Genomic DNA, 11851 nt, shown 5'->3' with positions numbered 1-11851 from the left:
GGGGGAGTCAGACGGGGCGGGGCATCTTGCAGCTGGCCTGGGCCGGCGTGGCGGCTTCGGTGGCGGAGAACGTCTTGACCGGCTTGAAGCCCATGTCGGTGCCGTCGACCTTGAACTTCGCGTCCTTGGCGACGACGGACACCACCATCGGCAGCAGCACCTGGTGATCGGCGGCGCGCATGCTCATCTCACCCATCGGGGTCTTGATCCTGGCGTTTTCGAGCGCCCTGGCCAGCGTGCTGGTGTTGAGCTTGCCGCCTTCCGGCTTCACCGTCTTCAGCGCCTCGCCCAGCATCTCCACCGCGAATACCGTCTGCGGCTCGATGTAGGCAGGCATATGGCCCTGCCTGGCCTTGAAGTCGTTAGCGAAGCGCTCACTCTCCGCGCCGCCCGCTTCGGCGTTAAAGGGGTGGGCGACATAGTGGCCGAGCGCCACATCGGCGGCGTTGCCGATATTGCCCGGCTGGTCGAGGAACACCGTAGCGAAGCGCGTCTTCAGGCCGGCCGCCTTGCTGGCCTTCATCAGCAGCAGCAGGTCGTTCGACCAGTTGCCGGTGATCACGCTGTCCGCCTTGGCGGCAGCGATCTTGGCCACGTACGGCGAGAAGTCCTGGACCTTGTTGACGTCGTGCAGGGTCTTTTCCACGACCGTGTAACCGCCCGCGCCGGCGTAGTCGCCCGTGGCCTTTTCCATATCGATGCCCCAGGAGTAGTTCTGGTCGATCGAATAGACACGGGTGCCGAGGGCGTTGAGCGGCTTCATCGCGCCGACCAGCGCCTTGACGCGGATCTGCGCGTTGGTGGCGAACTTGAAATGGTAGAAGTGGCACTTCTCGCCGGTCAGCTCCATGGCCTCGCCGCCGACGTTCATGAACAGGATTTCCTTGCCCGGATTGCGCAGGTTGAACTTGCGCACGTCCTCGGTGATCTGGCCGGACACGGCCGACGACGAACCCTGCATGACGATCTGGGCGCCATCCGCCACGGCCGCCTTCAGCTTGTCCGCCGCGCCCGCCGGGCCGCCCTGGTTGTCGTACTCCACCAGTTGGAGCGGCTCGCCATTCCAGCCGCCGGTGCCATTGATCTTGTCGATCGCATAGCGCGCCGCCGCGCGGAACATCAGGCCGGTCGATGCCTGCGGGCCGGACAGCGTCTCGACCAGCGCAATCTTTACCGGCGCCGCCGATGCCGTGCCAGCCAGCACCGAGAGTGCCGCGGCTGCGAACAAAGGACGGGGAATGCGGCTACCGCTCATGGGTGTCTCCTAGCTTTGTTGGGATCATCTGGCGGGCGCTGAAACTGGCCCGACATAGTGGTCTGACCTGTGGTTAAAGTGGTCTGACAGGTTTACTATAGGGAGATGGATGACAGGCGTCAACGGCGACATGCGTGCCGTGAGGGTTTCTACTGAGGGTCGGATTGGACGGCTGTCCGCGCATCGGAGTACGGGTCATCTTCCCTTGCAGGGATTGGCTTGCGGGCACATAACAGGCGCTGCTACGGTCTGGTGCTGGTACATTCCGCACGTTTCAGACGAGTTGAGTCGTGCTACATTGACCTGTAAGACCAATTTACGATCGAGCGCCAGCCAGATGCCGGCTGGCGCCAGGGAGCCAGTAGTGAACAAGACAGTGCCCGGTGCCGCAGCGCCGCCGTCCACCCAGCGCGCGGAGGGAACCATGTTCCATCCCGAGCCAAAACACCTGCCGGACGAGATCGCAAGGCGGCTGATCCAGGCGATCCAGACCGGCGAGTTCGCCGTGGGCGACCGCCTGCCCAGCGAGCGCGTGCTATGCGAGCAGTTTTCGGTCAGCCGAGCGGTGGTCCGTGAAGCGCTGTCGCAGCTCAAGTCGGAGGGTCTGGTTGCGCCCAAGGCGGGCAGCGGTGTGTTCGTGACCGAGCGCAGCCAGCGGCAGGCGTTTCGCATGCAAGATGTGGCCATCGACGAGAAGGACTCGCTGGCGATGGTGATGGAGCTGCTGGTGACGATTGAAGTGGCGGCCACCAGGTTCGCGGCCATGCGCCGCACGCCGGAAGATCTCAAGCGGATCCGGCGGGCGCTGATCGGCATGGAGTACGAGATCGCCAACGACCGGCTGGGGGACGAGGAGGACTTCGCTTTTCACCAGGCCATTGTCGAGGCCACCCACAACCCGCATTTCCAGGCGCTGAGCGAACACCTGGAGCACGGCGCGCGGCGCGTGATCCGGCAGGCGAGGAGCAATACCAAGAGCCATCACGCGGACATGGTCGAGGCTGTGCAGGACGAGCACAAGACCATCTACGACGCGATCGTGGCGGGCGATCCGGAGCGGGCGGCGGAGGCGGCTGAAACCCACCTGCGCAACGCGGCCAAGCGGCTGAACATGTACCTGAAGGGCTGATTCCGCGGCGGACCGCTCACGCTTGCGCCGCGCTGTCCAGCGCTTCCGTCTTTACGTCCTTAAGTCCTTACTCAAGCCCAGCCAGCCCCGGCTGGAAACGCTGGACCAGGCGTTCGCCGTTGCCGAGCAGCACGCTGACTTCCACCCCCGAGGCCATATCGTGGCAGGCTAAGCGGCTGGTGCCGGAGAGCGACAAGCTGCGGCCTTGCGGGCACACGCTCACCGAACGTACCTGGCCCTCGGTATCGACCGAGACGGCGCCATAGCCGGCCCGCATCGACAGGCCGGAAGCCTGGCGCCAGGTCCATGCGGACGGCGCGACGCTGGCGGTGATGTCGGTGCCGTCGCATTGCAGCACCGCGGCGGTGGCGGTGACGCGGGTGGCGCCGGGCGTCAGCGGCGTATCCGCGTAGCTGAGCCGGAGGCGCAAGGCACCGTTTTGTGGCTGGCCGGGCGCGCTACCCGGCTCGCGCGCGGTGAGCGCTACCTCACCCTGTGTGCCGCCCCAGGCTTTGCGCAGCGTGTCGCCGCAGGCTTGAAGGAGAGCCATGAACAGGCCGCCCGGCCGTGGCCCGGCGGCATGGCCCGATAGTGACCCTGATTGCATCGGTGGCACGATTTCCCCGTCTCTTTTTTTGTGCGTGCACTGTACAAACCGATCGCGCGGCCCGCATCACCCGTTTGTGGGGTGCCGGACGTTATTCATCTCGCCGCCGGGGCGGAAATCAGTCCCGTGGCGGCGTGCGCGCTAGCTCGCCCACCCGTTTCACCACTTCGGCCAGCAGTGCCGAGCGGTCGTCGCTGCGATAGCTCATCATCACCGGGGACGTAAAGCCGGGTGCATCAATCGGCATGTAGGCCACGTCGTCGCGATGCAGGCGCTGCACGGATGCCGGCACCAGGCAGATCCCGAGCCCTGCGGCCACGAGGCCGACGGCGGTCTGCAGTTCGTTGGCTTCCTGGGCCACGCGCAGTTGCAGGCCCTGGGTGCGGAACAGCGCCAGCACATGGTCGGCGTAACTGGGGCGGGGCCGCGCCGGATAGAGCACGAAGGGGTGTGCCGCCAGTTGCGCTGGCGTCATGGGCGGACCCTTCAGCGCGGCGTGGCCGCTGGGCAGGGCGGCCATCAGCGGCTCGGCCATCACCACCGTGCGGGTAATGGCCGGGTCATCCAGCACGATGCGGCCAAAGCCGATATCGATGCGGCCGGCCTTGAGCGCCTCCATCTGCTGCACCGTGGTCAGCTCGGACAGGCCGACCTCAAGCGCGGCGTCGGAGCCGCGCACCTGGCGGATCAGCTCCGGCAGGAAACCGTACAGCACCGACGGCACGAACCCGATGCCGAACCAGCGCTTCTCATTGCGGCCGATGCGCCGCGTGCCTTCCACGATCTCGTCGATGCGCTGGTTCAGTTGCAGCGACTGCTCCAGCAGGAAGCGTCCGGCCTCGGTCAGCCGCACGGCGCGCGCGGTGCGGTCCAGCAGCACCGTGCCGATTTCGTCCTCCAGCTGGCGGATCTGGCGCGACAGCGGCGGCTGGGCGATATGCAGGCGTTCGGCGGCACGGGTGAAGTTGAGTTCGGCCGCGACAGCCTGGAAATAGCGCAGGTGACGAAGCTCCATGGCGCCTGCCCCTCCATACTTTAAAGGTATTGATCGGGACATACTCGGTCTTGGACACCCTGAATGTCAAGCCACATACTGCATCCCAGCGTATTCCATACTTGGCAGACATACAGCATGAAAGCAACCGTCACCTCCGTCGAAGCCATCCTGGTCGACCTGCCCACCATCCGGGCGCACCAGCTCGCCATGACCACCATGCAGCGCCAGACTCTGGTGATCGTGCGGCTGCGCTGCAGCGACGGCGTCGAGGGCATTGGCGAAGCCACCACCATCGGCGGCCTGAGCTACGGCGACGAAAGCCCCGAGGGCATCAAGCTGACCATCGATACCTACCTGGCGCCCGCGCTGGCCGGCCTCGATGCGTCCAATATCCACGCCGCCATGCAGCGCCTGGCTGCGGTGGCGCGCGGCAACCGCTTTGCCAAGTCGGCGCTGGAGTCCGCGCTGCTCGACGCGCAGGGCAAGCGCCTGGGCCTGCCGCTGTCCGAACTGCTGGGCGGCGCGGTGCGGCCGAACCTGGCCTGCCTGTGGACCCTGGCCAGCGGCGATACCGGCCGCGACATCGAAGAGGCCGAGTCGCTGCTCGAGGCCCGCCGCCACAACACCTTCAAGCTCAAGATCGGCCGCCGCTCCGTGCGCGACGACGTGGCCCACGTGTCGGCCATCAAGCGTGCGCTGGGCGACCGCGCCCGCGTTACGGTGGATGTCAACCAGGCCTGGAACGAGGCCGACGCCGCCACCGGCATCGCCATGCTGGAAGCCGCCGGCATCGACCTGGTCGAGCAGCCGGTGCCGCGCGAGCAGCGGGGCGCGCTGGCCCGGCTGGCGGCGCGCTTCGTGGTACCGGTGATGGCCGACGAGTCCGTGTGCGGCCCCGAGGATGCGATGGAACTGGCGCGTATCGCCGGTGCAGACGTGTTCGCGCTGAAGATCTCCAAGTCGGGCGGCATCTTCGAGATGCTGCGCACCGCGGCGGTTGGCGACGCCGCCGGCATCGCGCTTTATGGCGGCACCATGCTGGAGGGCAGCGTAGGCACCATCGCCGCCGCCCACGGTTTTTCCACGCTGCCGCGGCTGGCCTGGGGCACCGAGCTGTTCGGCCCGCTGCTGCTCAAGGATGATGTGGTGACGGCGCGTCCCGAGTACCGCGACTTTGCCTTGCACCTGCCGGTGGGGCCGGGGCTGGGCCTGACGCTGGACGAGGATAAGCTGGCGCATTACCGCTGTGCCGCCTGAGGCGCACCTGCCGCCACCCATGAGCAAACACAGACCCAAGGAATAAAAGCATGCTGTTTCTGGTGAGAATGGACGTAAAGATCCCGGCCGACATGCCTGCCACGCAGGCGGACGAGATCAAGGCGCGCGAGAAGGCGTACTCGCAGGACCTGCAGCGCCAGGGCAAATGGCCGCATATCTGGCGCGTGGTGGGCGAGTACGCCAACTACAGCATCTTCGATGCCGAGTCCAACGACGAGCTGCACGCGATGCTGTCCGGCCTGCCGCTGTTCCCGTACATGGAGATCCATGTCACGCCGCTGGCGCGGCACCCGTCGTCGATCAAGTAATCAAGTAATCAAGTAATACCGCCGCGGCCCGCGATGGCCGCGACCCAACTCCAACTCCAACTCCAACTCCAACTCCAACTCCAACTCCAACTCCAACTCCAACTCCAACTCCAACTCCGAATCCAACTGGAGGAGACTTTGATGCGCTTGCCTTTCGTGCGCGCCTGGGCCGCCTGCGCCTGCGCGCTGGCCACCCTGGCCGTGCTGCCGTCCGCACACGCCGACGCCTATCCCGATCACCCGATCCGCTGGGTCGTGCCATTCCCCGCCGGCGGCGCCATGGACAATATCGCCCGCACGCTGGGCGAGGAAATGTCGAAGTCGATGGGGCAGGCCATCGTGGTGGAAAACCGCCCCGGCGCAGGCGGCAATATCGGCGCCGAGCTGGTGGCGCGTTCGCCCGCGGATGGCTACACGCTGATCATCGTGGCCAACGGCATGGCGGTGAACCCCGCCCTGTACGGCCGGCTGAACTATGACCCGGTGAAGGACTTCGCGCCAGTGTCGCTGCTGGCGGTGGTGCCCAATGTACTGGTCACCAGCAAGGCCAAGAAGCTGCCCGCCACGGTGCCCGACCTGATCGCAGCCGCGCGCGCCACGCCGGACAAGTACACCTATGCCTCGGCCGGCAACGGCACCTCGGTCCACCTTGCCGGCGAGTTGTTTACCTCGCTGACCGGGGTCAAGATGCTGCATGTGCCTTACAAGGGCAGCGGCCCGGCCATGACGGACCTGCTGGGCGGCCAGGTTGACTACATGTTCGACAGCATCACCTCGGCCAAGCCGCATATCGATTCCGGCAAGCTCACGCCGATCGCCGTGACCACCGCCAAGCGCTCGTCGACGCTGCCGAACGTGCCGACCCTGGCCGAAGCCGGCGTGAAGGGCTATGACCTGTCGCCGTGGTTCGCCGCCTTCGTGCCGGCCAAGACGCCGCCCGCCGTGGTCGCGCGGCTGAACCAGGCGATGGTGGACGCGCTGGCCAAGCCGTCGGTGCGTACCCGCCTGGCTGGCATCGGCGCCGAGCCGATCGGCAGCACGCCCGCGCAACTGGGCAAGCACCTCGCCGCTGAAACCGACAAATGGGGCAAGCTGATCCGCGAACGCGGCATCCGCGCAGACTGAGATCGTCATGACCACCGCATTCAACCAAGGCATCGCGCTGCACTACCAGATCGAGGGGGCGCCGGACGCGCCCGTTCTGGTCATGTCCAACTCGCTCGGCACCGACCTGCAGATGTGGGCGCCGCAGATGGACAGCCTGTTGTCCCGCTTCCGCGTGTTGCGCTACGACACGCGCGGCCACGGCGGTTCCGGCCTGCCGGCCCCGGCCGGGCCGTTCGGGTTTGCCGAACTCGGGCAGGACGTGCTGGCGATCATGGATCACGCCGGCATCGAACGCGCCCACTTTTGCGGGCTGTCGATGGGCGGCATGACCGGCATGTGGCTGGCGGCCAGCCACCCGGAGCGCTTCGGGCGCTTCGTGCTGGCCAACACCGCCGCCCTGATCGGGCCGGCCAGCGGCTGGGACACCCGTATCCAGACGGTACGCGCCCAAGGCATGGCCGCCATCGTCGACGCCGTGCTGGCGCGCTGGTTCAGCGCCGGCTGGCTGGCCGGCAACGCAGAGCGCATCGCCCCGGTGCGGCAGATGTTGCTGGACGCCTCGCCCGAAGGCTATACGGCCAATTGCGCCGCCGTGCGCGATGCCGACCTGCGCCCGTTGCTATCGCGCATCGCCAGCCCGGTGCTGGTGATCGCCGGCACGCACGACCTGGCGACCACGCCGGCGCAAGGCCGCGAGGTAGCCGAGGGGATCGCCGGTGCGCGCTATGTGGAGCTGGACGGGGCCCATTTGTCCAACTGGGAGCAGCCGCGGGAATTTGCCGAGGCGGTGTGTGGGTTCCTGGCGGATTGAGGTGGAGGACAGGCTTGCACTGTGCGCGCCTTGCTAAACCCAACTTTGAGTTCACTGCGAACGTAAGGTGTTGATTCCACGCAGTTATGCGAGTGCGTAGCGAGGGCTTGCTGGGTACAGGTGCTACAGAAGAGCTGCCGGGCTGATACCGAGGAGGCGGAAGGCGCGGTCCTGAATGGGCGTTGGCCGAGTGGTCATGATGATCTTGGCCTCCGGATTCAGCGGCGTGTGGCAGATGTTGTAGGTGAGCGTGGCCAGATCACCGAGCAACGTGCGCAAGCTGTGGACGGGCAGATCATCCTCGGTGCGCTTGGTGGCGTCCTTGGCTTTCGCCTGTTCCGAACGCCGTGCCTTGGCCACGGGCGAGGCACGGGAAGCGCGCGCTAGCTCGATGTATTCATCGTCAAACAGCATCGGCTTCAATTTTTCGCGCATGTGCCATTCGACGTAGTAGGCCAGCATGCACAGAAAGACATGAGCACGCACGCGCTCGGCATTCCAATGGAACACGGGGCGCACGTGCAAGTCCATGGTCTTGAGCGAACGAAACGCTCGCTCGACCGCCGCCAAGCCCTTGTAGGCCGACACGGCCGCCTCGGCTGACAGTTGCGCCGCCGGCAAACTCGTGCGCACCACATACAGGCCATCGAGTGCCGCCTCTTGCTCGATCTGTAGCGTCTTGCGCGCCCAGGCAAAGCTGGTGTCGGTGATGGTCAGCTCGAAGTGCTTGGCCATCTTGAAGCGCTCGATGACCCGGCCCACGCGCAGGGCAATCGCCTCCGTGCCCTTGAGCCGGTTGCGCGCGCGCGTGGTGGCCTCGGCAATCTTGTTGAGCTCCTGTTCGGTGGCCTGCAACAGCGCCTCGCGTTTCCTGGCCCGTTCGTCGGCCAGCAGCGGATTGCGGCACACCACCAGTCGCTCGCCAGGAAACGTTTCGCTGGTGAGTTCGATGAGGTTGCGTTCATCGAACAGCGAGGGCTGAAAGGGGCCTTGTTCGCGGGCGAGTTCAGCTACCTGCGGGGCGCGCAGGCTACTCACCCAGTCCAGTCCTGCCGGGCGCAACAGCGTGTCGATACGGGCTTGCGTCAGCATCCCCCGGTCCCCTACCCAGGCGAGCTTCTCGATGCCGAAACGGTCTTTGAGCTTCTCCACCTGAGACGCCACCGTGCTCGGATCGGCAGTGTTGCCGGCGAAGACTTCGACCGCCACCGGACACCCTTGCGGCGTACAGACCAGACCGAACACGATCTGCGGCTCGTGACGCTTGCCATCGCGGCTGTAGCCGTAGGCCGCCAGGTCGCAGCAGCGCCCGGTCAGCCAGGTGGAAGTGAGGTCATAGAGCACCAGGGTGCCACCAGCCAGATGCTGCTTCGCCAGGCGCTTCTCGATGGCTTCCTGGGCCTCTCCCAGCCAGTCCAGCGCGGCGTACAACTCCTCGGGCTCCACATCGCCGATGCCGAGCATGCGCGACAGCGAATGGGCCGCGGTCTCTTGCTGCAGCATGCGGTGCGTGGCCAGCTTGGAGGCGGGCGAAATCAGGCGTGCCACCGATGGCACGCGGCCCGGCGCCGCCGCGAACCAGTGTTGCGCGCCACAGGCGCGGGCCGTACCGAGCGCGGCGGCCACATGGCCGTGCGGCAGACTGCGCTCGATCACCAGGGCCTCATCGGCCGAGGCCACGGCCGCCCCGCCGCGCAGCAAGACCTTCAAGCCCTCGATCACCTCGGGCGGCAGTGCGGACAAATTCGCCAGGGTGCGTTTCTTGACCTTGTTGCCTTCGCGATAGGACTCGCGCAGCAGGATCGCCGGCGGGGAATTGCGGTTGGGGACGTGTTCGATATACATGAACACCATTATTGGACATATTCAGCAAAAAACAAGGCTAATATAATGTATTTACATGGGTACATATGCACCCCAAAAAATAGCCGAAACCCAACGGTGGCGCGGGTTCCGGCGAGTTCAGGGACCAAAGTTTGTGCTAAAGCGCACCTACGCCGGGCACCGACCTGACGCGTACCATTGAGGTGCTATCAATGATTGCATTCCAGTGATATCAATGCTATCTTTTTAGCCTGGTATCGGAGGAGGTGATCATGGCAAATCTTTTGGTTCGCGGGATTGACGAGTCGCTGGTACAAAGGCTGCGGGAGCAGGCTGCTGCACACGGTCGGAGTGCGGAGGCTGAGCATCGTGAGATTCTTGCGCAGGCTCTGCGCACGACGAAACGCAAGACTTTTGCTGAGGTCTTGGCTGGCATGCCCAACGTTGGTGAGGACGCCGATTTCGAACGCGTTGATGAGCCGGTTGGGGGTGCACGTGTATTTGATTGATACCAATGTCATCAGTGAGGTGAGGAAGCGCGAACGTGCTAACAAGGGCGTTCGCGCTTTCTTTCGACAGGCGGCGAGGCAAGAGACCGACTTGTATCTGTCGGTGGTTACAGTCGGCGAATTGCGGCGTGGTGTCGAATTGATCCAGCATCGCGGAGACCACGCGCAAGCAGCGATCCTTGCCACCTGGCTCGAATCGGTGCTGTGCGAGTTCGCGCAGCACATACTATCGGTAGACGAGGAAATCGGCCAGATATGGGGACGGCTTCGTGCTCCCCATCCAGAGCATGCACTGGACAAGTTGATCGCAGCCACAGCGCTGATTCACGACCTCACCGTAGTGACCCGCAACGTTGAGGATTTTGCTGGTACAGGGGTACGTCTTCTGAACCCCTTTGAGTGATCGGGAAGCAAGGACAAGACGCTTCGGATTTCCGTTGCGGAGCCCCGGAACTGGATCGCGTCCGTACGGCTACTTCGCCGGCCCGAACCGGATATCCCCATACCAGGCGCGCGCGCTCGCCCTGGTGTTGTCCGTATCGGTAAGCAATCCATAGGCGCTCACCTTGCCCGGCTTCTCGTGGAAGGCCTGCTCGAAGTCTTGCGCCACGTTGCGGCTCAGCGCCAGCCACTTGCCGGTGCCGTCGGCGCTGCCCGAGACCACGATCATCTTGACCCGCGAGGTGTGGGGATTGTCGATGACCGAGCCGACCGGCGCGGTATTGGACCAGACGTACATCAGCGTGGCATAGGGCAGTTCCTCGCCCGCCAGCGTCTTGGCAAGCTGGATGGCGGCACGGTCGCCCAGCGGCAGCTTGCTTTTGTCTCCTTCAAACATGAATACCAGGCGCGCAGGCGCGTCCTCTTTCGACGCGACGCTGTTGTCGGCATCGTCGATCGGCCGGTCTATTTTCCAGCGCCAGGTCAGCTGCGGCGTTTCTCCCAGGTCGACGTTGCCCTTGTGCATCAGCGCGGAGGCGGAGGCGGCGGCATCGGCCTGCAGCACCGTGGCGCTGTCGTCTGTTACGAGGCTGTAACGGGTCAGCGCCTTGCCATGCGCGACCGGCAGGTTCTTCCAGCCGGCCGGTAGCGGGCCGCCGGGCGTGCCGGCGGAGAAGGCGGCGCCGGCGGCCGTGGGTGCCGCTGGCGCGGATGTGGCAGTTGCGGCGGATACCTGCGCCAGGGCGGGCGCGGCAGGCACCAGCAACAAGCCGCACGCCAGCAGGCCAGCCCGCATGCGCGCGCCGTGCGCGCCGGGCAATGCCTGGCCTGCCGCCGCAGCGGGGAAGGGCTTCGAAGCCAGATGGAAGGTCATGATGGATTGTCCGCTGGTCGCCGTCTTTGTTCTTATTGTTTTCATTGTAGGCAGCGGCCGGGGCATTTGCGCGTGCCGCGTGTGGCGCAGCTCGGAATTGGCAGGCTAGGGCGGGGCTTGCGGACGCCGTCCTTCCCGGCTGCCCGCCGTGCTTGCCGGCATGCTCCCAAAAATTTCTCCGTAGTAGCGGTAGCCGGCGTCCATATGCTTGCCGAAGGCAAAGCCCAGGGCCAGCATCGCGTCGAAATCCGCCTGAGCGATCTGCATCACATAGCTATGTTCGTGCGCGACCAGGCGGCAGGTGCCGGTGGCCTGGCGCGCGCTGAACCACTTGCCGGGGTCGCCATGGCCGGACGGGTAGGCCTGGCCCCCGTGTTCGAGCTGCCAGCCGCCGTCCAGCAGCACCCAGACGTCGGCGGCGCTGTCGCCTGCGTCCGCGCACTGCGTGACCACGGTGCCGGGTTCCGCCTCCCACTCGCGCGAATGGTCGATGGTCCAGCGCAGTTGCGCGGTTGTCAGGCCGGTGAAGAACGGCGTCTTCCGCAGCAGGTAGAGGTAGGTCGTCGACGCTTTCATGGGTTTGCCCCGGGTGATAGCGGTATCGCATTGCCTGAGCGGGCGGGCTTCGCAGGATGCGAGCAGAGCCGGCAGCAGCGCGGCGAATGCGAGTGGAATCCATCGTTTCATCGCCGTTCCTGACGGTGGGTCCGG

At 65.5% G+C, this 11851-nt stretch carries 13 protein-coding genes; 7 read left to right on the top strand and 6 right to left on the bottom strand.

The window, feature by feature from the left end; translation table 11 throughout:
- Window positions 1-7 precede the first annotated feature (7 nt).
- Window positions 8-1255, bottom strand: coding sequence for a branched-chain amino acid ABC transporter substrate-binding protein (locus tag ACZY0R_RS06400; protein ID WP_488857640.1), 1248 nt, complete (start codon window positions 1253-1255; stop codon window positions 8-10).
- 424 nt (window positions 1256-1679) lie between these two features.
- Between ACZY0R_RS06400 and ACZY0R_RS06395 the strand changes: the two genes are divergently transcribed.
- Window positions 1680-2384 carry a FadR/GntR family transcriptional regulator gene (locus tag ACZY0R_RS06395; protein ID WP_045238921.1) on the top strand — a complete coding sequence of 235 codons (705 nt, stop codon included), beginning with the start codon at window positions 1680-1682 and terminating at the stop codon, window positions 2382-2384.
- Window positions 2385-2451: 67 nt separating this feature from the next.
- Here ACZY0R_RS06395 and ACZY0R_RS06390 read toward each other — a convergent pair whose 3' ends face one another.
- A complete protein-coding gene (locus ACZY0R_RS06390; protein ID WP_488857639.1) occupies window positions 2452-2934 on the bottom strand; it encodes a hypothetical protein in 483 nt (160 codons plus the stop codon).
- 175 nt (window positions 2935-3109) lie between these two features.
- Entirely contained in the window at window positions 3110-4006 is an 897-nt protein-coding gene (locus ACZY0R_RS06385; RefSeq protein WP_488857638.1) for a LysR family transcriptional regulator, read from the bottom strand.
- A 117-nt stretch (window positions 4007-4123) separates the two neighbouring features.
- Between ACZY0R_RS06385 and ACZY0R_RS06380 the strand changes: the two genes are divergently transcribed.
- The 4 genes from ACZY0R_RS06380 to pcaD all read left to right on the top strand — a co-directional run bounded on the left by ACZY0R_RS06380 (window position 4124) and on the right by pcaD (window position 7492).
- Window positions 4124-5245 carry a muconate/chloromuconate family cycloisomerase gene (locus ACZY0R_RS06380; protein WP_488857637.1) on the top strand — a complete coding sequence of 374 codons (1122 nt, stop codon included), beginning with the start codon at window positions 4124-4126 and terminating at the stop codon, window positions 5243-5245.
- 50 nt (window positions 5246-5295) lie between these two features.
- A complete protein-coding gene (gene catC / locus ACZY0R_RS06375) occupies window positions 5296-5574 on the top strand; it encodes a muconolactone Delta-isomerase (RefSeq protein WP_488857636.1) in 279 nt (92 codons plus the stop codon).
- 141 nt (window positions 5575-5715) lie between these two features.
- Window positions 5716-6699: a tripartite tricarboxylate transporter substrate binding protein gene (locus tag ACZY0R_RS06370; RefSeq protein ID WP_488857635.1), complete on the top strand. Its 984-nt coding sequence runs from the start codon at window positions 5716-5718 to the stop codon at window positions 6697-6699.
- Window positions 6700-6706: 7 nt separating this feature from the next.
- A complete protein-coding gene (gene pcaD, locus ACZY0R_RS06365) occupies window positions 6707-7492 on the top strand; it encodes a 3-oxoadipate enol-lactonase (protein ID WP_488857634.1) in 786 nt (261 codons plus the stop codon).
- 123 nt (window positions 7493-7615) lie between these two features.
- Here pcaD and ACZY0R_RS06360 read toward each other — a convergent pair whose 3' ends face one another.
- Window positions 7616-9337, bottom strand: a complete 1722-nt coding sequence (locus ACZY0R_RS06360; protein ID WP_488857633.1) for an IS1634 family transposase — start codon at window positions 9335-9337, stop codon at window positions 7616-7618.
- Window positions 9338-9588: 251 nt separating this feature from the next.
- On the opposite strand from ACZY0R_RS06360, the gene ACZY0R_RS06355 reads away from it, so the two are divergent.
- Window positions 9589-9825 (top strand): FitA-like ribbon-helix-helix domain-containing protein, encoded by a 237-nt coding sequence (locus ACZY0R_RS06355; RefSeq protein ID WP_081862371.1) that lies wholly within the window; start codon window positions 9589-9591, stop codon window positions 9823-9825.
- Complete coding sequence (locus ACZY0R_RS06350) at window positions 9812-10228, top strand: type II toxin-antitoxin system VapC family toxin (RefSeq protein ID WP_488857632.1); 417 nt, start codon at window positions 9812-9814, stop codon at window positions 10226-10228. Before ACZY0R_RS06355 ends, ACZY0R_RS06350 begins: the two co-directional genes overlap by 14 nt.
- Window positions 10229-10297: 69 nt before the next feature.
- On the opposite strand, the gene ACZY0R_RS06345 is transcribed toward ACZY0R_RS06350, so the two are convergent.
- On the bottom strand, window positions 10298-11140 hold the full coding sequence (locus tag ACZY0R_RS06345) for a DUF3047 domain-containing protein (RefSeq protein WP_488857631.1): 843 nt from the start codon (window positions 11138-11140) through the stop codon (window positions 10298-10300).
- Window positions 11141-11245: 105 nt separating this feature from the next.
- Entirely contained in the window at window positions 11246-11827 is a 582-nt protein-coding gene (locus ACZY0R_RS06340) for a cyclic nucleotide-binding domain-containing protein (RefSeq protein ID WP_488857630.1), read from the bottom strand.
- Window positions 11828-11851 lie beyond the last annotated feature (24 nt).

Source organism: Cupriavidus sp. F041 (assembly GCF_057814235.1).
This window is presented reverse-complemented; position numbering and strand designations above follow the sequence as displayed.

Coding starts and splice junctions, on each gene's coding strand:
- catC (WP_488857636.1), top strand. CDS start 5,296: ATGCTGTTTCTGGTGAGAATGGACGTAAAGATCCCGGCCGACATGCCT.
- ACZY0R_RS06395 (WP_045238921.1), top strand. CDS start 1,680: ATGTTCCATCCCGAGCCAAAACACCTGCCGGACGAGATCGCAAGGCGG.
- ACZY0R_RS06360 (WP_488857633.1), bottom strand. CDS start 9,337: ATGTATATCGAACACGTCCCCAACCGCAATTCCCCGCCGGCGATCCTG.
- ACZY0R_RS06345 (WP_488857631.1), bottom strand. CDS start 11,140: ATGACCTTCCATCTGGCTTCGAAGCCCTTCCCCGCTGCGGCGGCAGGC.
- ACZY0R_RS06355 (WP_081862371.1), top strand. CDS start 9,589: ATGGCAAATCTTTTGGTTCGCGGGATTGACGAGTCGCTGGTACAAAGG.
- ACZY0R_RS06385 (WP_488857638.1), bottom strand. CDS start 4,006: ATGGAGCTTCGTCACCTGCGCTATTTCCAGGCTGTCGCGGCCGAACTC.
- ACZY0R_RS06390 (WP_488857639.1), bottom strand. CDS start 2,934: ATGGCTCTCCTTCAAGCCTGCGGCGACACGCTGCGCAAAGCCTGGGGC.
- ACZY0R_RS06370 (WP_488857635.1), top strand. CDS start 5,716: ATGCGCTTGCCTTTCGTGCGCGCCTGGGCCGCCTGCGCCTGCGCGCTG.
- pcaD (WP_488857634.1), top strand. CDS start 6,707: ATGACCACCGCATTCAACCAAGGCATCGCGCTGCACTACCAGATCGAG.
- ACZY0R_RS06380 (WP_488857637.1), top strand. CDS start 4,124: ATGAAAGCAACCGTCACCTCCGTCGAAGCCATCCTGGTCGACCTGCCC.
- ACZY0R_RS06340 (WP_488857630.1), bottom strand. CDS start 11,827: ATGAAACGATGGATTCCACTCGCATTCGCCGCGCTGCTGCCGGCTCTG.
- ACZY0R_RS06400 (WP_488857640.1), bottom strand. CDS start 1,255: ATGAGCGGTAGCCGCATTCCCCGTCCTTTGTTCGCAGCCGCGGCACTC.